The 21,909-nt window shown below is 69.8% G+C and carries 20 protein-coding genes; 5 read left to right on the forward strand and 15 right to left on the reverse strand.

What is annotated here, in order from left to right:
* The first annotated feature begins 34 nt into the window (after window positions 1–34).
* Both GON06_RS05010 and GON06_RS05015 read left to right on the forward strand, forming a co-directional pair.
* Entirely contained in the window at window positions 35–2,407 is a 2,373-nt protein-coding gene (locus GON06_RS05010) for a heavy metal translocating P-type ATPase (RefSeq protein ID WP_157311194.1), read from the forward strand.
* Between the two features lie 447 nt (window positions 2,408–2,854).
* Window positions 2,855–4,936 (forward strand): heavy metal translocating P-type ATPase, encoded by a 2,082-nt coding sequence (locus GON06_RS05015; protein WP_198346625.1) that lies wholly within the window; start codon window positions 2,855–2,857, stop codon window positions 4,934–4,936.
* Window positions 4,937–5,005: 69 nt separating this feature from the next.
* Here the strand turns inward: GON06_RS05015 and GON06_RS05020 are convergent, their stop codons facing one another.
* Complete coding sequence (locus tag GON06_RS05020; RefSeq protein WP_157311195.1) at window positions 5,006–5,608, reverse strand: GNAT family N-acetyltransferase; 603 nt, start codon at window positions 5,606–5,608, stop codon at window positions 5,006–5,008.
* A 38-nt stretch (window positions 5,609–5,646) separates the two neighbouring features.
* The gene (locus tag GON06_RS05025) at window positions 5,647–5,943 is read right to left on the reverse strand and encodes a MerR family transcriptional regulator (RefSeq protein WP_157311196.1); all 297 of its coding nucleotides are present in this window, start codon (window positions 5,941–5,943) and stop codon (window positions 5,647–5,649) included.
* 130 nt (window positions 5,944–6,073) lie between these two features.
* Here GON06_RS05025 and GON06_RS05030 point away from each other — a divergent pair, with 130 nt between their 5' ends.
* Entirely contained in the window at window positions 6,074–6,496 is a 423-nt protein-coding gene (locus tag GON06_RS05030; RefSeq protein ID WP_157311197.1) for an Hsp20/alpha crystallin family protein, read from the forward strand.
* Window positions 6,497–6,563: 67 nt separating this feature from the next.
* Window positions 6,564–6,782: a DUF2795 domain-containing protein gene (locus tag GON06_RS05035; protein ID WP_157311198.1), complete on the forward strand. Its 219-nt coding sequence runs from the start codon at window positions 6,564–6,566 to the stop codon at window positions 6,780–6,782.
* A 22-nt stretch (window positions 6,783–6,804) separates the two neighbouring features.
* Here the strand turns inward: GON06_RS05035 and GON06_RS05040 are convergent, their stop codons facing one another.
* Together GON06_RS05040 and GON06_RS05045 are read right to left on the reverse strand one after the other, a co-directional pair.
* Entirely contained in the window at window positions 6,805–7,455 is a 651-nt protein-coding gene (locus GON06_RS05040) for a UdgX family uracil-DNA binding protein (protein ID WP_157311199.1), read from the reverse strand.
* 9 nt (window positions 7,456–7,464) lie between these two features.
* The gene (locus GON06_RS05045; RefSeq protein ID WP_157311200.1) at window positions 7,465–8,064 is read right to left on the reverse strand and encodes an NADPH-dependent FMN reductase; all 600 of its coding nucleotides are present in this window, start codon (window positions 8,062–8,064) and stop codon (window positions 7,465–7,467) included.
* A 70-nt stretch (window positions 8,065–8,134) separates the two neighbouring features.
* Between GON06_RS05045 and GON06_RS05050 the strand changes: the two genes are divergently transcribed.
* The gene (locus tag GON06_RS05050) at window positions 8,135–8,806 is read left to right on the forward strand and encodes an NADPH-dependent F420 reductase (RefSeq protein WP_157311201.1); all 672 of its coding nucleotides are present in this window, start codon (window positions 8,135–8,137) and stop codon (window positions 8,804–8,806) included.
* A 217-nt stretch (window positions 8,807–9,023) separates the two neighbouring features.
* On the opposite strand, the gene GON06_RS05055 is transcribed toward GON06_RS05050, so the two are convergent.
* The 11 genes from GON06_RS05055 to GON06_RS05105 all read right to left on the reverse strand — a co-directional run bounded on the left by GON06_RS05055 (window position 9,024) and on the right by GON06_RS05105 (window position 21,878).
* A complete protein-coding gene (locus tag GON06_RS05055) occupies window positions 9,024–9,695 on the reverse strand; it encodes a response regulator (protein ID WP_157311202.1) in 672 nt (223 codons plus the stop codon).
* The gene (locus tag GON06_RS05060; RefSeq protein WP_232528163.1) at window positions 9,692–12,484 is read right to left on the reverse strand and encodes a DUF4118 domain-containing protein; all 2,793 of its coding nucleotides are present in this window, start codon (window positions 12,482–12,484) and stop codon (window positions 9,692–9,694) included. The genes GON06_RS05055 and GON06_RS05060 overlap by 4 nt, the downstream gene beginning before the upstream one ends.
* The gene (gene kdpC, locus GON06_RS05065) at window positions 12,481–13,092 is read right to left on the reverse strand and encodes a potassium-transporting ATPase subunit KdpC (protein ID WP_157311203.1); all 612 of its coding nucleotides are present in this window, start codon (window positions 13,090–13,092) and stop codon (window positions 12,481–12,483) included. The genes GON06_RS05060 and kdpC overlap by 4 nt, the downstream gene beginning before the upstream one ends.
* Window positions 13,093–13,198: 106 nt before the next feature.
* Window positions 13,199–15,316, reverse strand: a complete 2,118-nt coding sequence (gene kdpB, locus GON06_RS05070) for a potassium-transporting ATPase subunit KdpB (protein ID WP_157311204.1) — start codon at window positions 15,314–15,316, stop codon at window positions 13,199–13,201.
* A gap of 2 nt (window positions 15,317–15,318) precedes the next feature.
* Window positions 15,319–17,001 carry a potassium-transporting ATPase subunit KdpA gene (gene kdpA / locus GON06_RS05075; RefSeq protein WP_157311205.1) on the reverse strand — a complete coding sequence of 561 codons (1,683 nt, stop codon included), beginning with the start codon at window positions 16,999–17,001 and terminating at the stop codon, window positions 15,319–15,321.
* Window positions 17,001–17,090 carry a potassium-transporting ATPase subunit F gene (locus tag GON06_RS05080; RefSeq protein ID WP_157311206.1) on the reverse strand — a complete coding sequence of 30 codons (90 nt, stop codon included), beginning with the start codon at window positions 17,088–17,090 and terminating at the stop codon, window positions 17,001–17,003. Before GON06_RS05080 ends, kdpA begins: the two co-directional genes overlap by 1 nt.
* On the reverse strand, window positions 17,087–17,227 hold the full coding sequence (locus tag GON06_RS05085; protein ID WP_157311207.1) for a hypothetical protein: 141 nt from the start codon (window positions 17,225–17,227) through the stop codon (window positions 17,087–17,089). Before GON06_RS05085 ends, GON06_RS05080 begins: the two co-directional genes overlap by 4 nt.
* Window positions 17,228–17,448: 221 nt before the next feature.
* Window positions 17,449–17,856, reverse strand: coding sequence for a DUF7144 family membrane protein (locus tag GON06_RS05090; RefSeq protein ID WP_157311208.1), 408 nt, complete (start codon window positions 17,854–17,856; stop codon window positions 17,449–17,451).
* 133 nt (window positions 17,857–17,989) lie between these two features.
* A complete protein-coding gene (locus tag GON06_RS05095; protein WP_157311209.1) occupies window positions 17,990–18,817 on the reverse strand; it encodes a CPBP family intramembrane glutamic endopeptidase in 828 nt (275 codons plus the stop codon).
* Window positions 18,814–19,638 (reverse strand): CPBP family intramembrane glutamic endopeptidase, encoded by an 825-nt coding sequence (locus GON06_RS18655; RefSeq protein WP_332837165.1) that lies wholly within the window; start codon window positions 19,636–19,638, stop codon window positions 18,814–18,816. The genes GON06_RS05095 and GON06_RS18655 overlap by 4 nt, the downstream gene beginning before the upstream one ends.
* 173 nt (window positions 19,639–19,811) lie before the next feature.
* Window positions 19,812–21,878 carry an APC family permease gene (locus GON06_RS05105; RefSeq protein ID WP_378735617.1) on the reverse strand — a complete coding sequence of 689 codons (2,067 nt, stop codon included), beginning with the start codon at window positions 21,876–21,878 and terminating at the stop codon, window positions 19,812–19,814.
* Window positions 21,879–21,909: the final 31 nt, after the last annotated feature.

The following is a 21,909-nucleotide window of genomic DNA, read 5'->3' on the forward strand; positions in this document are numbered from 1 at the left end:
CCCACCCATCCATCGAGACTGGAGCATCCGAACCATGAGCACCGCAGCAGCAGACAACCGCATCGAACTCGCCATCGGCGGGATGACGTGTGCGTCCTGTGCGATGCGCATCGAGAAGAAGCTCAACAGGATCGACGGGGTCACCGCGACGGTCAACTACGCGACCGAGAAGGCGCAGGTCAGCGTCGACGGCGATCTCGACCCGGCGGTGCTGATCGCCGAGGTCGAGAACGCCGGTTACACCGCGCAGGTGCCTGCGGCGCTGAAGGAGCGCGCCGATGACGGAGCGGATGCGGAGGATCCCGAGCTGCGCTCGCTGCGGCAGCGACTGATCGGCTCGGCCGTGCTGAGCGTGCCGGTGATCCTGCTGGCGATGATCCCCGCACTGCAGTTCACCTACTGGCAGTGGGCGTCACTCGCCCTCGCCGCCCCCGTGATCGTGTGGGGAGCGTGGCCGTTCCACCGTGCCGCCTGGGTGAACCTGCGCCACGGCGCCGCCACCATGGACACGCTGATCAGCCTCGGCACGTCGGCGGCGTTCCTGTGGTCGCTGTACGCGCTGTTCTTCGGCACGGCCGGGATGCCGGGCATGACGCACGGCTTCTCCTGGACGGTGACGCCGACCGACGGCGCCGGCAACATCTACCTCGAGGTCGCCGCCGGTGTGACGACGTTCGTGCTCGCCGGTCGCTACTTCGAGAAGCGCGCCAAGCGCCAGGCGGGAGCAGCGCTGCGAGCCCTGCTCGAGCTCGGCGCGAAGGATGTCGCGGTACTGAGGGACGGCGTCGAGGGGCGCATCCCCATCGAGGAGCTGCGCGTCGGAGATGAGTTCGTCGTGCGCCCCGGCGAGAAGATCGCCGCCGACGGCGTCGTCTCGACAGGCACGAGTGCCGTCGACGCGTCGATGATCACCGGCGAGTCCGTGCCCGTCGAGGTCGGCCCGGGTGACGCCGTGACCGGCGCCACGGTGAACGCCGGCGGACGCCTGGTGGTGCGTGCCACACGGGTCGGCTCCGACACCCAGCTCGCGCAGATGGCGCGGATGGTGGAGGACGCGCAGTCCGGCAAGGCAGAGGTACAGCGCCTCGCCGACCGCATCTCGGGCGTCTTCGTGCCGATCGTCATCGGCATCGCCCTGGTCACGCTCGTCGCCTGGGCCGTGATCACAGGCGACTGGAGCATGGCCTTCACCGCCGCCGTCGCCGTGCTGATCATCGCCTGCCCGTGCGCGCTGGGTCTCGCGACCCCGACCGCGCTGCTGGTCGGCACCGGACGCGGCGCGCAGCTCGGCATCCTCATCAAGGGGCCGGAGGTGCTCGAGTCCACCCGCCGCGTCGACACGATCGTGCTCGACAAGACCGGCACCGTGACCGAGGGGCGCATGTCGGTGGCGTCCGTGATTCCTGCCGACGGGACGGATGCTGCGCAGCTGCTGCGCCTCGCCGGCGCGGTCGAGGACGCCAGCGAGCACCCGATCGCCCAGGCGATCGCGAAGCACGCAGTCCAGTCTCCGGCGGTTGAGCGTGCGCAGCGGGGCGAAACCCCTTCGGCCGGTGGCGCCATTCCTGCTCCGGTCTCACCGGTTGCGGGTGTTTCGGGTGTCGCACCCGCAACAGGTGAGACCGGAGCGTCGACGGGTGGCGGGAGTGGAGTCGCGCTGCCCGAGGTCGAGTCCTTCCAGAACGTGGAGGGGCGAGGTGTCACCGGCGTCGTCGACGGGTACGCGGTGCTCGTCGGGCGGCTCTCACTCCTCGAGGACTGGGCAGTCCACCCTTCGCAGGATCTGCTCGACGCCAAGGCGCAGGCCGAGGCATCCGGCCAGACGGCGGTGCTCGTGGCCTGGGACGGCGAGGCGCGCGGCGTGATCGTCGTGTCGGACCGTGTGAAGGAGACCTCGGCTGAGGCGGTCGCATCGTTCGTGAAGCTCGGGCTCACGCCCATCCTCCTCACCGGCGACAACGAGGCGGCTGCGCGGCACATCGCCGCACAGGTCGGCATCTCCGAGGTCATCGCCGAGGTTCTGCCGGCGGAGAAGCTCTCGGTCGTCGCCCGACTGCAGGGCGAGGGCAGGATCGTCGCGATGGTCGGCGACGGCGTGAACGACGCTCCCGCGCTCGCGCAGGCCGATCTCGGCATGGCGATGGGCACGGGGACGGACGTCGCGATCGAGGCATCCGACATCACCCTCGTACGGGGCGACCTGCGGGCGGCGGCGGACGCGATCCGGCTGTCGCGGCGCACGCTCGGCACGATCAAGGGCAACCTGTTCTGGGCCTTCGCGTACAACACCGCGGCGATCCCGCTCGCGGCGCTGGGGCTGCTGAACCCGATGATCGCGGGCGCGGCGATGGCCTTCTCGAGCGTCTTCGTGGTGGGGAACAGCCTGCGGCTGCGCCGATTCCGCTGAGTCGGGGCGTCCGTGGTCGGCGTGGTCGGCGTGTTCGGATCGCAGCTCGCGTCGGAATGCCCGCCTCTCCTTCGCCCAGGTCGCGATTCGTGTCGCTGAACGCGGGGCGAAGCGACACGAATTGCGACCTGGGAGGGAAAGGTCTTGTCGGGAATACCCCAGGGGGGTATGTTCGTTGTGATGAACATGGACAAGCACGAGGGCCACGACATGCACGCCGGGCGCGCCGGGTCGTTGAGCGACGAGCGCCGTACTGAGCGAGCGGAGCGAGACGAAGTGACGAAACGCTCCCCGCGCGCGCATGAGGATCACGCCGGGCATGCCGAGGACGACGCCCACGCCGGTCATGACATGCACTCGCACGGCGCGGGACACGACATGCACGCCGGTCATGACGCTCACGCCGGTCACGACGTTTCGTCTCGCACCGCTCGCTCAACGACCGAGATGGGGCACGCGGGCCACGACGCCCATGGCGGCCACGCCGGTCACGAGGATCACACGGCACACGCCGGCCACGAGAATCACGGCGGCCATGAGGAGCATGCCGGCCACGGTGACCATGCCGGTCACGCGGGTCACGGGGACCACGTCGGGCAGTTCCGGCGGCTGTTCTGGATCAACCTGATCATCGCCGTCCCTGTCGTCGCCCTGTCGCCGATGTTCGCGATGATCCTCGGCTACGAGGTTCCGACCTGGGCGCGGTGGATCGCTCCGGTGCTCGGCACTGTCATGTACGTCTGGGGTGGACGCCCGTTCCTCACCGGCGCGGTGTCCGAGCTCAAGGCGCGCAAGCCAGGGATGATGCTGCTGATCGGTCTCGCGATCACTGTCGCGTTCCTCGCGTCCTGGGGCGCGAGCCTGGGGATACTGCATCACGAGCTCGAGTTCTGGTGGGAGCTCGCGCTGCTGATCGTCATCATGCTGCTCGGGCACTGGCTCGAGATGCGCTCGCTGGCGCAGACCAGCTCCGCGCTCGACTCGCTGGCCGCGTTGCTGCCGGACGAGGCGGAGCGCGTCGACGGCGACGAGATCACCAAGGTCTCCCCGTCCGACCTGCGCGTCGGCGACGTCGTCATCGTGCGCCCCGGAGGCAGCGTCCCTGCCGATGGGCGGATCGTCGACGGCCGCGCCGACATGGACGAGTCCATGCTCACCGGAGAGTCCCGCACGGTCTCACGCGGCACCGGCGATCAGGTCACGGCCGGAACCGTCGCGACCGACTCCGGGCTGCGCGTCGAGGTCACCGCCACCGGCGATGACACCGCACTGGCGGGCATCCGCAAGCTCGTCGCCGACGCGCAGGCGTCCAGCTCGCGCGCGCAGCGGCTGGCCGACCGCGCGGCGGCCTGGCTGTTCTGGTTCGCGCTCGGCGCGGCGGCGATCACCGCGGTCGTGTGGTCGGTCATCGGGCTGCCCGACGAGGCAGTCATCCGCACCATCACCGTTCTCGTGATCGCCTGCCCCCACGCCCTCGGGCTCGCCATCCCGCTGGTCGTGTCGATCGCCACCGAGCGGGCAGCGCGGGCCGGTGTGCTCGTCAAGGACCGGTTGGCGCTGGAGAGCATGCGCGACATCGACGCGGTGCTGTTCGACAAGACCGGCACTCTCACCAAGGGCGAGCCCACCGTGACCGGTGTCGCGCCGGTCGGCGATCACACGTCGGACGAGGTGCTCGCGCTCGCCGCGGCCGCCGAGGCCGACAGCGAGCATCCGCTCGCGAAGGCGATCGTGCGCGCGGCATCCGACCTCACGGTCGCGAAGGCGACCGGCTTCACATCGTCGCCCGCCGTCGGCGTGACGGCGACGGTCGACGGGCACGAGGTGCGCGTCGGCGGTCCGCGTCTGCTCGAGGAACTCGGTGCGTCAGAGGTGCCGGATGCCGCGGACTGGCGCGCCGACGGCGCGATCATCCTGCACGTCGTGCGCGACGGACAGGTGATCGGCGGGCTGAAGCTGGCCGACGAGATCCGCTCCGAGTCGCGCGAGGCGGTAGAGGCTCTGCGGGCGAAGGGCGTCGAGGTCGTCATGATCACCGGCGACGCCGAGGCCGTCGCGCATGCGGTGGCATCCGAACTGGGCATCGAGCGCGTGTTCGCCGGGGTGCGCCCCGAGGACAAGTCGGCGAAGGTCGCCGAGCTGCAGCGCGAGGGCAAGAAGGTCGCGATGGTCGGCGACGGCGTCAACGACGCCCCTGCGCTCGCGCAGGCGGATGTCGGCATCGCGATCGGCGCTGGGACGGATGTCGCGATAGCGTCGGCGGGCGTCATCCTGGCCTCCGACGACCCCCGTTCGGTGCTGTCGGTGATCGAGCTGTCCCGGGCGAGCTACCGAAAGATGAAGCAGAACCTGTGGTGGGCCGCCGGGTACAACCTCATCTCGGTGCCGCTCGCCGCCGGCGTGCTCGCCCCGATCGGGTTCGTGATGCCGATGTCGGTCGGCGCGGTGCTGATGAGCCTCTCGACGATCGTCGTCGCGCTCAACGCCCAGTCCCTGCGCCGCCTGGACCTTCGACCCTCCGGTCGTTGAGCGAGCGGAGCGAGACGAAACGTCTGCAGCCGACCTGAAGGCGTTTCGTCTCGCTCGTTCCTCGCTCGCTCAACGACCGGGCGAAGAGACCGGCCACTCCTCGGCGAGCAGGCCGTAGTTCATCCCGTCCATCCACTCGCCGGACCTGTGCAGCGCGGTCTTGAGGCTGAACTCCTCCCGCCGCATCCCGAGCCGCTCCATCAGGCGCCAGGACGGCTCGTTGGCGGCGAAGCACCCGGCGTGCACGCGGCGCAGCCCGAGCGGTCCGAAACAGACGTCGATCACCGCGCGCATCGCCTCGGTCGCGTATCCCGAGCCGGAGTACTCGGGATTCAGCACCCATCCGAGCTCGGCCTGCACCCCCTTCGCCTGATCGGCCGCCTCGGCCTGCCCCCAGCCGTCCTCGATGCGCAGCATGACGTCGCCGATGAGCACGGGCGTCTCCTGCTCCTCGCCGGGGAGCAGCACGATCGCGAGCGTCGTCGCCAGGCGTTCCGGATCGGCGTACGCCTCCAGGAACGCATCGCGCGTCGAGGGCGCGCGTCCCAGCCAATGGCTGACCTCGGGAAGCCTGCGGTACGACCACACGGCGTCGAGATCGTCCACGGTGCACGCGCGGATCTCGAGTCGGGGAGTGCGAACCGGCCAGGGTGTCGCGGGCGTGTCGGTCATCGCGCCAGGTTAGTCCAGGACACGGTGCGAGCGGCGTTTCAGTCGCCGCGCTCCTCGCGCTCGGCGGCGAGCTCCTCGCGCAGGCCCGCGTTCTCGTCCTCGAGGGCGAGGATGCGTCCGATGCCGGCGATGTTCATTCCCTCGTCGCGCAGTCGGCCGGCGCGGCGCAGGCGCGCGATGTCGTCGTCGCTGTACCGCCTGGTGCCCCCATCGCTGCGGAACGGTTCGAGCAGGCCCTTCTGCTCGAACAGGCGAAGAGTCGCCTCCGGCATGTCGACGAGCTGCGCGGCGACAGCGATGCCGTACAGCGGGGTGCGGGAGGTGCGGTGTGCCATCTCTGGAAGTTCCCTGGGAGCCGGTTGCGTTCGATGTCAAGTTGATCTATAACAAATCTACATCTACGGATGCAGATAATCTGCACCCTACATCACACAAGCCCGTAGGGGCCGCAAGAGAGGAGAAATCATGGGAATGACCTTCGACCCGATCAGCCAGCTCGATCGCTTCGCCGCGAGCGTGCTCGACTCCGCACGCACACCCCGGTTCATGCCGGTGGATCTCTTCCGCGACGGCGACCGATACGTCCTGCACGCCGACCTGCCCGGCATCGATCCGGGCTCCATCGATGTCGATGTCGACGGGTCTCAGCTGTCGATCCGAGCGCAGCGCACATCGGACAGCGGTGACGGCGTGCGCTGGATCTCCCGCGAGCGCAGTGGGGGCTCGTTCCTGCGCCAGTTCACGCTCGGCGACGGCGTGGACGTCGATGGGATCAGCGCCTCTTACGAGAGCGGGGTCCTGTCGGTCATCATCCCGGTGAGCGAGCGCGCCAAGCCGCGGAAGATCGCCGTCGAGCAGACGGAGCACCGCCAGGAGATCACCGCCTGATCGTGTGGGCGGGGACGGTGGGCGCCCCCGCCCCGCATCGGAACACCGAGCAAGGAAGGACCATACGATGAACACCCTCACCCCCGCACTCGATCGCTTCCTGACGACGATGGAGTTCCCCGCGATGAAGGACGACCTCATCCGCGAGGGGACACGAGCCGGACTCGCGATCGCGGACAGGGCGCAACTCGACCGCCTGCCGGAACAGCGCTACGACGGTCGACTCCCGGTGCGTGAGGCGCTCGCTGCGCAGGCCGACGAGAACGCCGAACTCGTCGCCGCGTGATCCGACTGCGGGGGCGGACTCGTCATCCGCCCCCGCCGCCGGCGATCTCGGCCGCTCGGCGCAGGTCGGCGACGAACGCCTGGAAGGCGGTCTCCCGGGCGGCCTCTTCCGGAATCCGCAGCAGGCTCGACGGATGCACCGTCACGACGGTGGGCGTCCCCGAGGCATCGGCTGACTCGAGTATCGTCCCCCGCACCTCCCCGATGCGGACGTTCCTGCCGAGCACCGACCGTGCGGCCGTCGTGCCCATCGCGACGACGACGTCCGGTCGCACCACGGCGATCTCCGCCGCGAGCCAGGGGCGGCAGGCGTCGATGTGGCCGATGGCCGGCTTCTCGTGGATGCGCCGCCGCCCCCGCCGCTCGAATCGGAAGTGCTTCACGGCGTTCGTCAGATACAGCCCGTTCCGGTCCAGCCGCGCGGCGTCGATCGCGGCGTCGAGCCTGCGACCGGCCGGGCCGACGAACGGCTCGCCCTCGAGATCCTCCTGATCGCCGGGCTGCTCGCCGACGAGCATCATGGACGCCCGTGCGGGCCCCTCCGAGAAGACGACCTGGGTGGCATCCTGCCAGAGTTCGCAGCCGCGGCAGTCGGGCGCAGCCTGACGGAGCGCGCCGAGCCCGCCGTGCTCCGGCACCCATTCCTGCGCACCGGGCCGCTCCTCGATGGCCATCGCGATGCCTCAGTGCATGACGTCCGGGTCGGAGTCGCCCATGTGCCCTGGCAGCGCGCTGGAGAGCACCCTGGCGACGAAGGCCGAGTACTCCGACATGTAGTGCCCGAGGAACTGCGCCGTGCTCTCGTTCGAGACCGTGCCGTCGGCGCCGTAGACCTCCGGGTCGAAGTGGATGTACACCTCGGGGGAGTTCAGCTGAGGAGCGTCGAGGAAGCTCAGCACGCTGCGCATCGACGACTGCATCACCGCCGTGCCGATCGCGCCGGCCGAGGCACCGATGATGCCGGTGGGCTTCCGCGCGAACGAGTTCTGTCCCCACGGCCGGGAACCGATATCGATCGCGTTCTTCAGGGCGCCGGGGATCGAGCGGTTGTACTCCGGGGAGATGAAGAGCAGCCCGTCCGCGCCCTCGATCGACCGCTTGAACGCGGTCACCGCGGCGCCGGGGTTGTACTCGTCGTCGCGGTTGTACATGGGCAGGTCACGGATCGGGATCTCGAACATCTCGAGGTCGTCCGGTGCGAGCTTCACGAGCGCCTTCGAGAGCACCCGGTTGATCGAGTCGTTCGCGAGGCTGCCGATGAGGTATCCGATGCGGTAGGTCATGACCTGCTCCGTTCTCACTGGGGCTTCCAGGTCTACTCCCGACACCTCGCCCCGGCAATACGATCGAGGCATGATCGGCACGCTCGGAATCCTCGGTGCCGGGCGGGTGGGTCTCGTCCTCGCGCGGCTCGCGTCGGATGCCGGCGTGACGGTGCTCCTGGGCGGATCGGGCGATCCGGCGCTGATCCGCGCGTCGGCGCGCGGCGTCGGGGCGACCGCGCTCACCGCGCGCGAGGTCGCCGAACGAGCGGATGCGGTGATCCTCGCGCTTCCGCTCGGCAAGTACCGGACGATCCCCGCGGATGCTCTGCACGGAAAGCTCGTGATCGACTCGATGAACTACTGGTGGGGGTCGGACGGCATCCGCCCAGAGCTCGACGACCTGCGCACCACGACCAGCGAGACCGTGCAGGCGTACCTCTCGGATGCCCGCGTAGTGAAGGCCTTGAGTCACATGGGCTATCACGACCTCGAGGACGACGCCCGCCCGCCCGGCGCGGCGGATCGCAAGGCCATCGCGATCGCCGGCGACGACCCCGCCGATCTCGACACGGTCGCAGGGCTCGTGGACGCCCTCGGCTTCGACCCCGTCATCGCGGGACCGCTGAGCGCCGGCATCATGCTCGAGCCCGGCGCCGAGGCGTTCGGCGCCGACGTCGACGCCGCCGAGCTGCGCGCGATGCTCGCCCGCTTCCCGACATCCCAGCGCGGCATCCGCGTCGCCCGCGCCCGTGCCCGCTGACCACCGGCGTCAGCCTCTGACCGGCAGTCGTGTCCCCCCCTGTTCCGGTCTCAACGGTTGTGGGTCTCCGGTAGGGAGGCACCCGCAACGAGCTAGACCGGAGCTGGGGGAAAGGCAGGTCATCGTGCAGCCGCCGGTCCCCCCCCTTGTTCCGGTCTCAACGGTTGTGGGTCTCCGGTAGGGAGGCACCCGCAACGAGCGAGACCGGAGCTGGGGCTCACACCATGAGGCGGTAGCCCATGCCCTGCTCGGTGAGCAGATGCACGGGGTTCGGAGGATCCTGCTCGAGCTTGCGGCGCAGCTGCGACATGTACAGGCGCAGGTAGCCGGTGTCGGCGACCTGCTCGGTGCCCCACAGCTCGCGCAGCAGTTCCTGCCTGGTCACGAGGGCGCCCGGATGCCGGGACAGATGCTCCAGCATCCGCCATTCCGTGGGCGTGAGGTGCACGTGCGCGCCGGCGCGGGTCACTGCCTTCGCGGCGAGGTCGACGACGACGTCGCCGAAGGCCACGGTGGACTCGCCGGATGCCGGGGCAACGCGACGCGACAGCGCGCGCAGGCGCGCCAGCAGCTCGTCGATCTGGAACGGCTTGGTGACGTAGTCGTCGGCTCCGGCGTCGAGCGCGTCGACCTTGTCGGCCGAACCCGTTCGCCCTGAGACCACGAGAATCGGCACGTTCGACCAGCCGCGCAGCGCCTGGATCACCTGCACCCCATCGAGCTGCGGCATGCCCAGATCGAGCAGCACGATGTCGGGATGCGCCTGCGCGGCGAGCTGGATCGCGGCCGCGCCGTCGGGCGCTGCGACCACGTCGTAGCCGTGCGCGGCGAGCGTGATCCGCAGAGCCCGCACCAGCTGCGGATCGTCGTCGGCGATGAGCAGCTTCATGCGTCCGCCTCGGGCCCTTCGTCTCGTCGCTGCGCTCCGGATCCTGAGCGCCCTTCGTCTCGCTCGTTCCTCGCTCGCTCAGGACCCGCGGGAGAGGAAGGGCGCTCAGGATCCGTGGACACGGGCAGCGCGATCACCATGGTGAGCCCTCCTCCGGGGGTGTCCTCGGGGGTCAGGCTACCGCCCATGCCCTCCGTGAACCCGCGCGACAGAGCCAGGCCGAGCCCGAGCCCGATCGTGTTGTCGCTGTCGCCCTCGCGCTGGAACGGCGCGAACATCGTCTGCTGCCGCTCCGCCGAGACGCCCCGGCCACGGTCGACCACCCGGATCTCGGCGGTCGCGCCCAGGCGACTGGTCGTGACGAGCACGGGCGTGTCGGCGGGGGAGTGCCGGTGCGCGTTGGCGAGGACGTTCACCAGTACGCGCTGCAGCAGGACGGCATCGGCGCACAGTGGCGGCAGGTCGGCGTCGAGGCCGAGCTCCACCTCGCCGGGGCCGAACCCCAGCTCGTCGAGCGCGGTGAGTACCGCGCCCGCGGCGTCGACCGGCGCGAGCGAGACCGCGAGCACGCCTGCCTCGACCCGGCTCACGTCCAGCAGATCGGTGACCAGCTTCGAGAGCGTGCCGAGGCTCTCGTCGGCCGTCTCGAGCAAGGCCGAGCGGTCGGCGGGAGACAGGATGCCGGGGACTCCGGCACGTCTCGCGGGTTCGGAGTGCTCCTTGTCTCCCGCGGGTCCTGAGCGAGCGAGGAACGAGCGAGACGAAGGGCGCTCGGGCCCCGCGGAGGCAACCGGGCGGGCAGGATCGGGGTGAACGTGAGGGCGGCCTTCGTCTCGCTCCGCTCGCTCAGGGTCCGGGTAAGTGGAGGCCGCGTCCGCGGCATCCGCCTGCCGCAGCCCGCCGACGGCGGCCATCGCGGCGGCGAGCGGACGGCGCAGGTCGTGGCTGATCGCAGAGAGCAGGGCGCTGCGCACCCGATCGGTCTCGGTGAGCACGTCGGCGCGGCGTGCCGTCGCCGCGAGGTCGGCGTGCTCGATCGCCGCCGACAGTTGGGCGACGATCGCATCGAGCAGCCGCCGTGCCGGAGCATCCAGCGACGCTCCGTACAGCTCCAGCGTGGCGCGATCGCCGACCGGCACGACCTCGGGTGCGGCATCGGGCAACGGCTCGCCGTCGGTGGCGATGACCGCGCCGTCCCGATCGAGCAGCCGCACACCGCTGAAGCCGAACGCCTCGCGCGCACGACTGACCAGGGCCAGCGGCGCGCTGTCGCCGCGCAGCACGTTGCCGGCGACTCCGGCGAGCAGCTCGGCCTCGGCGGATGCCCGCTGCGCGGCGCGCGCCCGCCGCGCGGCCTGGTCGACGACGATGCTGACGAGCACCGCGATCACGACGTACAGCACCAGTGCGAGAGCGTGCAGCGGGTCGGCGATCGTGACGGTGAACAGAGGCTCGACGAACAGGAAGTCCAGCGTCAGACCCGACAGGATGGCCGCGAACAGGGCCGGGCGCAGCCCACCGACCAGCGCCACGACGACCACGAGCAGCTGATACGCGAGCACGTCTGACGTGATCGACGCCGGCGAGCGCAAGCTGAACAGCATCCACGACAGCAGCGGCCCGCCGACCAGGGCGATCGCCAGGCCGAACAGCTGCCGGCGCCAGCCCAGGGCCCCGCCGGTGATGCGCGGCAGGGAGGAGCGGCCGCCCGCGGCGGCGTGACTGACGATGTGCACATCGATGTCGCCCGAGCGGCGGATCACCTCGGCGCCGATGCCCGGCCCGGTCAGTGCTGCAGCGAGACGACCGCGCCGGCTCACGCCGATCACCAGCTGCGTGGCATCCGCAGACTGAGCGAACTCGACCAGGGCACCGGGCACGTCGTCGCCGACGATCTGGTGGTAGCTGCCGCCGAGTGAGGAGACCAGCCGCTGCTGTGCGGTGAGGGCCCCCGGGGCCTCGCTGCGCAGCCCGTCCTGCGCCAGCACGTGCACGGCGAGCAGCTCGCCGCCCGCGGTCCGTGCGGCGATCCGCGCGCCGCGGCGCAGCAGCGTCTCGCCCTCGGGGCCACCGGTGAGGGCGACGACCACGCGCTCCCTGGTCTGCCAGGCGCTGTCGATGCCGTGCTCGACGCGGTAGGTGCGCAGTGCCGAGTCGACCTCGTCGGCCAGCCAGAGCAGTGCCAGCTCGCGCAGCGCGGTGAGATTGCCGAGGCGGAAGTAGTTCGACAGTGCGGCATCCACCCGCTCCGCCGGGTAGACGTACCCGGCGGACAGCCGGTCGCGCAGCGACTGCGGCGCCAGGTCGACCACCTCGACGTCGTCGGCGGCGCGCACCACCGCGTCCGGCACGGTCTCCTGCTGGGCGACGCCGGTGATCTTCTCCACCACCCCGTTCAGCGACTCGATGTGCTGCACGTTCACCGTGGTTATCACGTCGATGCCGGCATCCAGCATCGACTCGACGTCCTGCCAGCGCTTCTCGTGCGCCGACCCGGGGGCGTTCGTGTGCGCGAGCTCGTCGACGAGGGCGACCTGCGGGGCGCGGGCGACCACGGCGTCGAGATCCAGCTCGTGCAGCTCGACCTCGCGGTGCTGCAGCGAATGCAGCGGCACCTGCTCGAGCCCGATCATCTGCGCCGCGGTGGCGGCGCGGCCGTGCGTCTCGACGATCGCGATCACGACGTCCTGTCCGGTGGCGGCCAGCCGGTGCCCTTCGGCGAGCATCTCGAACGTCTTGCCGACGCCGGGTGCGGCGCCGAGCAGCACCCGCAGGCGCCCTCGAGTCATCGAGAATCCCCGGATGCCGCGTCGAGGGCGATGTTCAGCTCCAGCACGTTCACCCGCTCCTCCCCGAGGAAGCCGAGATCCGGCTCCTGGATGTGCGATTCCACGATCGCCCGCACGTCATCCTCGCGCATGTCGCGTTCGGCGGCCACCCGCGGCACCTGCAGCAGGGCGTAGACGGGGCTGATGTGCGAGTCCAGTCCGGAGCTCGACGCGGTGAGGGCATCCGCCGGGATCTGCGACGGAGCGACGTGCTCGAAGGCGGCGATCTGCGCCCGGCGCTCCTCGATCTGCTTCACCAGGTCGGGGTTGGACGGGCCGAGGTTGCTGCCACCGGACGCGGTGGGGTCGTAGCCGCCGGCGGCGGGACGGGGCTGGAAGTACTGCGGCAGGGGATCGCCGTCCTCGTCGGCGAAGGACTGGCCGAGCAGCGCGCTGCCGACGTCCTTCCCCCCAGAGGAGACGACCGAGCCGTTCGCCTGCCACGGGAACGCGATCTGCCCGATGCCCGTGACGACGAGCGGATACACGATCCCGAGCAGCACGGTCATCACGAGCACGGCGCGGAGCGCGACGCCGCCGGTGCGGGCGGTGGTGCGAAGGTTCGACATGAGTTGTCCTTTCTTCAGCTCCGGTCTCAATGGATGCGGGTGTTTCGGCCGCAGCACCCGCAACGAGTGAGACCGGAGCAAGGGGAGGGGGCGACCAGGGATCGCGTCAGAAGCCGGGGATGAGGCTGACGACGAGGTCGATGAGCTTGATGCCGATGAACGGCGCGATCACGCCGCCGATGCCGTAGATCAGCAGGTTGCGCTGCAGCATCCGATCAGCGCTCGCTGGGCGGTACTTCACGCCGCGAAGGGCGAGCGGGATGAGGAACACGATCACGATCGCGTTGAACACGATCGCGCTCAGCACGGCGGATGCCGGGGAGTGCAGCTGCATGACGTTCAGCACGGCCAGCCCGGGGAACGCCGTCATGAACATGGCCGGGATGATCGCGAAGTACTTCGCGATGTCGTTCGCCAGTGAGAACGTGGTGAGCGCCCCGCGGGTGATCAGCAATTGCTTGCCGATGCGCACGATGTCGATGAGCTTGGTCGGGTCGGAATCGAGGTCGACCATGTTGCCGGCCTCCTTCGCGGCCGACGTGCCCGTGTTCATCGCGACGCCGACGTCGGCCTGCGCGAGCGCCGGAGCGTCGTTGGTGCCGTCCCCGGTCATCGCGACCATGCGGCCGCCCTCCTGCTCGCGGCGGATGAGGGCGAGCTTGTCCTCGGGGGTCGCCTCGGCGAGGAAATCGTCGACGCCGGCCTCCTTCGCGATCGCGGCCGCGGTGAGCGGGTTGTCGCCGGTGATCATCACGGTGCGGATGCCCATCGCGCGCAGCTCGTCGAACCGCTCGCGCAGGCCGTCCTTGACGATGTCCTTGAGGTGCACGACCCCGAGGATGCGCGCCGTGCCACCCTCCGCGACGGCGACGACGAGGGGTGTTCCGCCGGAGGCGGCGATCTCGTCCGCGTGGCGGGTCGCCTCGGCGGCCGCGTCCCCGGTGTCCTCCCCCAGACTCTCCAGCCAGGTGCGGATGGCGGATCCGGCTCCCTTGCGGATCATCGTCCCGTCGGGCAGATCGATGCCGCTCATCCGGGTCTGTGCGGTGAACGGCACTGCCACGGCGCCGTCGGGCGATGAGATCCGGATGCTCCGCGCCGCGGCGAGGTCGACGATCGAGGCGCCCTCCGGCGTGGGGTCGGCGAGCGAGGACAGAGCTGCAGCGCGCAGCAGGTCTGCGGCATCCGTTCCCGAGACGGGGCGCACGTCGTCGGCGCGGCGGTTGCCATAGGTGATGGTGCCGGTCTTGTCGAGCAGCAGCGTCGAGACGTCGCCGGCGGCCTCGACCGCGCGACCCGACATCGCCAGCACGTTGCGCTGCACCAGCCGGTCCATCCCGGCGATGCCGATCGCGCTGAGCAGCGCGCCGATCGTCGTCGGGATCAGGCACACCAGCAGGGCGATCAGCACCGGGATGCCGACCGGCGAGGCCACGTACGACGCGAGCGGGTTCAGCGCCATGACCACGAACAGGAACACGATCGACAGGCTCGCGAGCAGGATGTTCAGCGCGATCTCGTTGGGCGTGCGCTGACGGTTCGCGCCCTCGACGAGGGCGATCATCCGGTCGACGAACGTCTCGCCCGGCTTCGAGGTGATGCGCACGACGACGCGGTCGGAGAGCACACGCGTGCCGCCGGTGACGGCGCTGCGATCGCCCCCCGATTCGCGGATGACGGGGGCGCTCTCGCCGGTGATCGCCGACTCATCGACGGTCGCGATGCCGGCCACGATATCGCCGTCTCCAGGGATCAGCTCGCCGGCCGTGACGATCACGATGTCGCCGATGCGGAGGTCGGACGAGGAGATCTCCTCGGTCTCCGCGCCGGCCGGATCGCCCGACAGCACCCTCCGTGCGGTCGTGGTCGTCCTGGTCTTGCGCAGGCTCGCGGCCTGCGCCTTGCCGCGGCCCTCGGCGACGGCCTCGGCGAGGTTCGCGAAGAGCACCGTCAGCCACAGCCAGCCCGCGATCGCCCAGGTGAACCCTGTGGGGACTCCGGGATCGGATGCCCCGAGCAGCGGCTCGGCGATCGCGAGCACGGTCGTGAACGCGGCTCCGGCCCAGACCAGCAGGATCACTGGATTGCGCAGCAGGAGGGCGGGGTTCAGCCGGCGCAGCGCGCCGGGGAACGCGGCGGCCAGCTGCGCGCCGCCGAAGGCGCCGGGCGCCGGCGACGTTTCGGATTCCGGGGCATCCGTCGGTCGGGTGTCGGTGAGGGTCATTGTCAGACCAGTCCTTCTGCAAGCGGCCCGAGCGTGAGCACGGGGAAGTAGGTGAGAGCGGTGATGACGACGGCGACGGTCGTCAGCAGGCCGACGAACAGCGGCCGGTGCGTGGGCAGAGTGCCCGTCGTCTCGGGCACCGGGTGCTGCGCGGCCAGGGAGCCGGCCAGCGCCAGCACGATGACGATCGGCACGAACCGGCCGAGCAGCATCGCGATGCCGAGGGCGGTGTTGAACCACGGCGTGTTCGCGGTCAGCCCGGCGAACGCCGACCCGTTGTTGTTCGCTGCGGAGGTGAACGCGTAGAGCACCTCGCTGAGGCCGTGCGTGCCCGGGTTGAGGATGCTGGTGCCCTCGACGTCGGCGCGGATGGCGGGGATGGCGAAGCTGAGAGCGGTGCCGCCGAGCACGAGCGCCGGCACGACGAGGATGTACAGGCTGGCGAGGGTCATCTCGCGCGGGCCGATCCTCTTGCCGAGGTATTCAGGGGTGCGGCCGACGAGCAGGCCGCCGACGAACACCGCGATCACGGCGAGCACGAGCATGCCGTACAGCCCGGATCCGACGCCGCCGGGGGCGACCTCGCCGAGCATCATGTTCAGCATCGGCATCATGCCGCCGAGGGCGGTGTACGAGTCGTGCATCGAGTTCACGGCGCCGGTCGAGGTCAGCGTCGAGGCGCTGCCGAACAGGGTGGAGCCGAGGATGCCGAAGCGCTGCTCCTTGCCCTCCATCGCCGCTCCTGCCAGCTGCGGAGCCGGGCCGTGGCCGTTCGCCTCCAGCACCGAGAGGATGGTCAGCGAGGTCAGGAACAGCACGCCCATGACGGCGACGATCGCGTAGCCCTGGCGGTCGTCGCCGACCATCCTTCCGAAGGCGCGCGGCAGCGCGAACGGGATCGCGAGGATCAGCAGGATCTCGAACAGGTTGGTCCACGGGGTGGGGTTCTCGAACGGATGGGCGGAGTTGGCGTTGTAGAAGCCACCGCCGTTCGTGCCGAGCTCCTTGATGACCTCCTGCGAGGCGACCGGCCCGCCGGGGATCTGCTGTGCGGCGCCGGACAGCGTGTGCACCTCGGTGAAGCCGGACAGGTTCTGCACGACGCCGCCGGCGATCAGGATGATCGCGCCGATCACGGCGATCGGCAGCAGCAGCCGGATCGCGCCCCGCGTCAGGTCCACCCAGAAGTTGCCGATCGTGGCCGACCCGCGCCGGGCGAAGCCGCGCACCAGGGCGATCGCCACGGCGATGCCGACGGCGGCCGAGGTGAAGTTCTGCACGGCGAGGCCGGCCATCTGCACGAGATGCCCGACGGTCTGCTCCGGGGTGTAGGACTGCCAGTTGGTGTTCGCCAGGAAGGATGCCGCGGTGTTGAACGCGAGTCCTTCCGGCACCGGAGGCAGGCCGAGCGAGAGCGGCAGGAACTGCTGCATCCGCTGCAGCAGGTAGAGCAGCAGCATGCCGGCGACCGAGAACAGCAGCAGGCCTCGTGCGTAGGAGCGCCAGGTCTGCTCGGATGCCGGGTCCACGCCGATCAGCCGGTACAGCCCGCGCTCCACGCGCAGATGCCGGGCGGCGGAGTAGACGTGCGCGATGTAGTCGCCCAGCGGGCGATACAGCAGCACGAGCACGGCCACGAGGGTGGCAGCCTGCAGCACGCCGAGCCAGACGTCCGCGGCGCCCATCAGAACTTCTCCGGGGCGATGAGGGCGACCAGCAGGTAGCCGGCGGCGAGCAGGCCGAGGGCGACCGCGGCGAGGTCGAAGACGATCATGCCCTGTCCTCCCGGTTCAGCGCCTCGCGCGGAGCGGAGGCGCGCGGGTGGGGGGACAGACGTTCGAGCCCGGTCGCGATGAGCGACACCAGGACGAAGATCAGCGCGGTCAGCGCGAGATAGATGAGATCGAGCACGTCACCGATCACACCGCTCTCACGGGTGCCGCATCCGGATCCTCACGGAATCCCTACGGGGGTCCTCACGACCCATACGGGGTACTCACGCCGGCCACGAGTGAGATCCCCGCGAGACCCTCCAGAACGCAGCGAGACCCACGTGCAGCACGCGGGTCTCGCTGCGGACTCGGGACCTCACCACGGTCTCGGCCGCGGCGCCCGGTCGGGTGAATCGCGGGTCAGGAGGCGCGCCGTGACCCGAACTCGTCACCGTGCGCGGTCAGCGCGTAGATGACGACGACGTCGAGGGCGATCACCACGATCGCGCCCCACGGATGGGCGTTGATGACCAGGAGCTGGCCGACGATGTTGAGGGAGGCGAGGATGATGGCGACAACGCGGGCCCACATCGCGCCGGAGAACAGCGCGATCGCCGTGACCAGGAAGAGCGCGCCGACGATGATGTTCCACCACCCCCAGCTGGCGGCGTTGACGATGAACAGCGTTCCGTCCGAAACGCCCCAGTACGCCTCCGGACCCAGCAGCAGGGCGACGCCCTGAATCAGGCCGAAGACTCCGCCCACCAGGATGATGACTGCGCCGAAGGCTGCCCACCCTGTCCACGCGCTGGACTTCTGATTGCTCATGACTCCTCCTCGGTGCCGGGCTGACGCGAACCCGATAGCTCGGCCAAGCATATTCGTCGGCCACCGCTTCACGCGGCTGCGCAACAGCGCGATCGCCGACGGCACGACGACGCGATTGGCGTCGAGTGTGGGACTACCCCTTCACCGTTCGACCAGCCGCGAGATGACGGGCGGCGCGATCGCGGCGGATGCAGCTGATGAGCAGCACGACGGTGAGTGCCCAGAGCAGGCCCTGGGTCGCGATCGCCAGCGGCGACGGCGTCGCATCCGCGATCGGATGCATGGTCAGGTCTGCACCGCTGATGTGCAGGGAGAAGTCGTCGAGCGCGTGCAGGACGATCGGAACCCAGAGACGCCCCGTTGCGAGGAAGGCGCCGTAGTACACGGCGCCGGCCGCGGAGGTCACGGCGACCTGGAACAGCACGCCACCGACCGGCATCCCCTGCAGAGCCGAGGAGAGCGTGTGCGCGATGCCGAACGCGGCCGCGGTGATCACGAGAGCGAGTGTCTCCCCGTGATGCTCTCGGATGCTCGCGCGGAGGATGCCTCGGAAGTACAGCTCCTCCCCGAAACCCACCAACAGGCACACCAGCGCCACGAGAACGACGCCGCCGACGGTCCAGCGGCCCCAGTCGCTCGTCCCCAGGGTCACACCCGACTGGATGAGCAGCAGCACCGGGAAGACGAGCAGCCACCAGCGTCGCGGCCTCGTCTCCCACGGGGCGGCGGTCTGCCAGACTCGGGCGTTCCACCCCGCCCACCAGACGAACACGATGCCGGCGATGGCGAGCGGGATGAGCACAGGGAGGTGTGCCAGCAGGAACCGGCCCATCGGGTCTTCGACGGCGATCGCCGCGAGCAGCAGGTTGGCGATGCCAGCGCCCACGGCGACGTAGACGGCGACGGCGACCAGGCCGATCCAGATGCGCGGAGTCACGCGCGGAGTGGAGATGCCAGTCATGCAGGGTCCTCCGGTCGGAATTGAGAGGCCGGGGCCGGCACCCGGCCCCGGATGAAGACGAGCAGCACCAGGCCGGCGATGATCACGGCGAAGTTGCCGAGGTCGGCGATCGACGCGAGAGCTCCCTCGGCCGGATGAGCAGCCTGTAGGAAGATGCTCGGATCAGTGCTTGCGTGCAGCAGCATCGGCACGATGATGGTCCCGGAAACCCGCAGGGCCAGGTACATGCACACGCCGAAGGCGAAGGTATAGACGAGCTGCAGCAGCGTTGCAAGCAGCGACTGTCCGTTCAGCAGGTTCGCCGAATGCAGGCCCGCGAAGATCGCGGAGGAGACGACAGCGACGACGATCTCGCGGTACCCGCAGGTGCGCAGGAGCTTCACGACGATGCCACGGGTGAGCAGCTCCTCTGCGAAGCCGATGAACACTCCGGCCAGCAGCCAGGTCGCCACCAGCGCCGCGGAGACCTCGCTGTAGTCGATCGTCGCGAAGCGCAGGACGTTGAACAGCAGCACGACGGCAACAGCGATCCACATCCATGCTCGGCCGTGCACCGGCTGCCGGCCGAAGAGCTCTCGCATCCAGCCGACCGAGAGTGCGAATCCGACCAGCAGCACACTGCCGACGGCGATGGGCAGCACGTAGTCGACCAGCACCGCCGCGGGGCCCTGCGGATTCTTGATCTCGCGTGCCAGGGGGATGAACGCCAGCGAGAGGACCTCGTACAGAACGAGATAGACCACAGCGAGCAGCAGAGCCCGCCACCAGCCGCCGCGCTCCCAGAACGCCCGCCACTTCGACCGCGTCTGCCCGTCGGCCACGTCTGCTCCTTCTCTGCGGTCACACGCTCTGCGGTCACGCGTCCGCGTGCGGATCAGATGGCTCTCACGGACTGAAGATAGCAGTGGGCCCTGTCTCGGCACCGCACACCAGGCTTCGCCGGAGCAGTCGCGCGTCTCGCGGCGTACCGTCGCTGCGAAGCTCCGGGCGCGCGTCAGCCCTTCGCGTCGTCGTCCGGCGGCCCGGCATCCCGGTGCGCGCGGCGACCGTTCGCTTGCGTGACGGGACGGCCGGCGCGCTCCTGGCCCGGGACCGGGCGGGAGCGGCGGCCGTAGATGAGCTCCGACGAGTCGAGCAGCCACGGCACCAGCGTGATCGTCACACCGTGGACGAGCATGAGCTGGTTCGCCATGCGGCGGGCGCGGCGGTTGTGCAGCACGCTCTCCCACCAGTGCCCGACGATGTACTGCGGCAGATACACGGTGACCACCGAAGGGCCGTGCTTGTCGCGGTACTTCTTGATGTACGCCTCGACCGGCTGCGCATAGGTGCGGTACGGCGACTCGACGATGACAAGAGGCACAGGGATGCGGTGCTCGGCCCACTCGCGCTCCAGCCTCTCGCCGTCGTGCGGGTCGGTCGCGACATGCAGGGCCACGGTCTTCTCGTGCCGTGCGGCGAGGGCGTAATCGACGGCCTTGATCACCGGCTTCTGCAGCCGGTTCACCAGCACGATCGCGACGTCACCCTCGGAGCCGAAGTGCGTGGTGTCATCGATCGCGATCTCATGTTCGACGTCGCGGTAGTACCGCTTCACGCCCACCATCAGCAGAGCCAGCAGCGGGATCGCGAGGAACACCAGCCACGCGCCGTGCGTGAACTTGGTGATCGTCACGATCACCAGCACCGAGACGGTCATGACCGCACCGACGAGGTTCACGCCCATGCTCACGAAGATGTCGCGCGGCACGTCCGTGCCTGCGTCGCGGTGCTCGCGGATCAGCCGCCGCCAGTGCTTGACCATGCCGATCTGCCCCAGCGAGAACGACACGAACACGCCGATGATGTACAGCTGGATGAGGTTGGTCAGGTTCGCCTGGAACACCACCAGCACGCCCACCGCGGCGATGCCGAGCAGGATCATGCCGTTCGAGAACACCAGGCGGTCACCGCGGGTGTTCAGCGCCTTCGGGGCGTAGCCCTCGCGCGCCAGCACCGAACCGAGCAGCGGGAAGCCGTTGAACGCGGTGTTCGCGGCGAGCAGCAGCACGCAGGCGGTCGCCGCCTGAATGATGAAGAACATGATGCTGCCAGGCCCGAACGTCGCAGCCGCGACCTGCGCCATCAGGCTCGGCTGCGGGTTCGAGCAGTCGAAGCCGACCAGATCGCAGGCGTTCTCGGCGTACTGCACACCCGAGATCAGGGCCAGCGCGGTGAGCCCTGCGAACAGGCAGGCGGCGATCGAGCCCATCATCGCGAGCGTCATCTGCGCGTTGCGGATCTTCGGGATGCGGAACGCCGGCACGCCGTTCGACACCGCCTCCACACCGGTCAGGGCCGAGCATCCGCTCGAGAACGCGCGCAGCAGGAGGAGCACCATCGCGGCCTGACCGAGGCTGTCGGCGTGCACCGTGTACGCCGCGCTCGCCGCGACCGGCGCATCGCCGAAGGCGGTGCGCGCCAAGCCCGCGACGATCATCACGAGTACCGACCCGATGAAGATGTACGTCGGGATGGCGAAGACGGCGGATGCCTCGCGCACGCCCCTCAGGTTCACGATGACGATCAGGATGACGAACCCGACCGCCAGCTCGACGCGTGCGGGGTTCAGTCCCGGCACCGCGGAGATGATGTTGTCGACGCCCGACGCGATCGACACGGACACGGTGAGCACGTAGTCGACGAGCAGCGCGGCCGCGACGATCACCGACGGGATCTCGCCGAGGTTCTTCTGCGTCACCTCGAAGTCGCCGCCGCCCGAGGGGTACGCCTTGATGATCTGCCGGTAGCTGAGCACCACCACGATCAGCAGCAGAACGACGGCCGCCGCGATCCACGGGCTCAGCGTCAGGAACGCGGTTCCGCCGATCAGCATGATCATCAGCATCTCCTGCGGTCCGTAGGCCACGGAGCTCAGCGCATCGGATGCGAAGATCGGCAGCGCCATGCGCTTCGGCAGGAGCTGTTCGTTGGCCGCTTCGGAGGTGAGCGGTTCCCCCAGCAGCAGCCGCTTGGCGGTCTGCTCGACCGGGCGTTCTTCGTTTGCCACGAACGGCGACACTACGCCTGCGCGGGGCGCCGTGCAATCCGGG

Source organism: Microbacterium sp. MAH-37 (assembly GCF_009758255.1).
GTDB lineage: Bacteria > Actinomycetota > Actinomycetes > Actinomycetales > Microbacteriaceae > Microbacterium.

What these genes read in the sequence shown, in the direction of transcription:
- GON06_RS05010 (WP_157311194.1), top strand. Translation starts at nt 35, where the DNA reads ATGAGCACCGCAGCAGCAGACAACCGCATCGAACTCGCCATCGGCGGG.
- GON06_RS05015 (WP_198346625.1), top strand. Translation starts at nt 2,855, where the DNA reads ATGGGGCACGCGGGCCACGACGCCCATGGCGGCCACGCCGGTCACGAG.
- GON06_RS05020 (WP_157311195.1), bottom strand. Translation starts at nt 5,608, where the DNA reads ATGACCGACACGCCCGCGACACCCTGGCCGGTTCGCACTCCCCGACTC.
- GON06_RS05025 (WP_157311196.1), bottom strand. Translation starts at nt 5,943, where the DNA reads ATGGCACACCGCACCTCCCGCACCCCGCTGTACGGCATCGCTGTCGCC.
- GON06_RS05030 (WP_157311197.1), top strand. Translation starts at nt 6,074, where the DNA reads ATGGGAATGACCTTCGACCCGATCAGCCAGCTCGATCGCTTCGCCGCG.
- GON06_RS05035 (WP_157311198.1), top strand. Translation starts at nt 6,564, where the DNA reads ATGAACACCCTCACCCCCGCACTCGATCGCTTCCTGACGACGATGGAG.
- GON06_RS05040 (WP_157311199.1), bottom strand. Translation starts at nt 7,455, where the DNA reads ATGGCCATCGAGGAGCGGCCCGGTGCGCAGGAATGGGTGCCGGAGCAC.
- GON06_RS05045 (WP_157311200.1), bottom strand. Translation starts at nt 8,064, where the DNA reads ATGACCTACCGCATCGGATACCTCATCGGCAGCCTCGCGAACGACTCG.
- GON06_RS05050 (WP_157311201.1), top strand. Translation starts at nt 8,135, where the DNA reads ATGATCGGCACGCTCGGAATCCTCGGTGCCGGGCGGGTGGGTCTCGTC.
- GON06_RS05055 (WP_157311202.1), bottom strand. Translation starts at nt 9,695, where the DNA reads ATGAAGCTGCTCATCGCCGACGACGATCCGCAGCTGGTGCGGGCTCTG.
- GON06_RS05060 (WP_232528163.1), bottom strand. Translation starts at nt 12,484, where the DNA reads ATGACTCGAGGGCGCCTGCGGGTGCTGCTCGGCGCCGCACCCGGCGTC.
- kdpC (WP_157311203.1), bottom strand. Translation starts at nt 13,092, where the DNA reads ATGTCGAACCTTCGCACCACCGCCCGCACCGGCGGCGTCGCGCTCCGC.
- kdpB (WP_157311204.1), bottom strand. Translation starts at nt 15,316, where the DNA reads ATGACCCTCACCGACACCCGACCGACGGATGCCCCGGAATCCGAAACG.
- kdpA (WP_157311205.1), bottom strand. Translation starts at nt 17,001, where the DNA reads ATGGGCGCCGCGGACGTCTGGCTCGGCGTGCTGCAGGCTGCCACCCTC.
- GON06_RS05080 (WP_157311206.1), bottom strand. Translation starts at nt 17,090, where the DNA reads ATGATCGTCTTCGACCTCGCCGCGGTCGCCCTCGGCCTGCTCGCCGCC.
- GON06_RS05090 (WP_157311208.1), bottom strand. Translation starts at nt 17,856, where the DNA reads ATGAGCAATCAGAAGTCCAGCGCGTGGACAGGGTGGGCAGCCTTCGGC.
- GON06_RS05095 (WP_157311209.1), bottom strand. Translation starts at nt 18,817, where the DNA reads ATGACTGGCATCTCCACTCCGCGCGTGACTCCGCGCATCTGGATCGGC.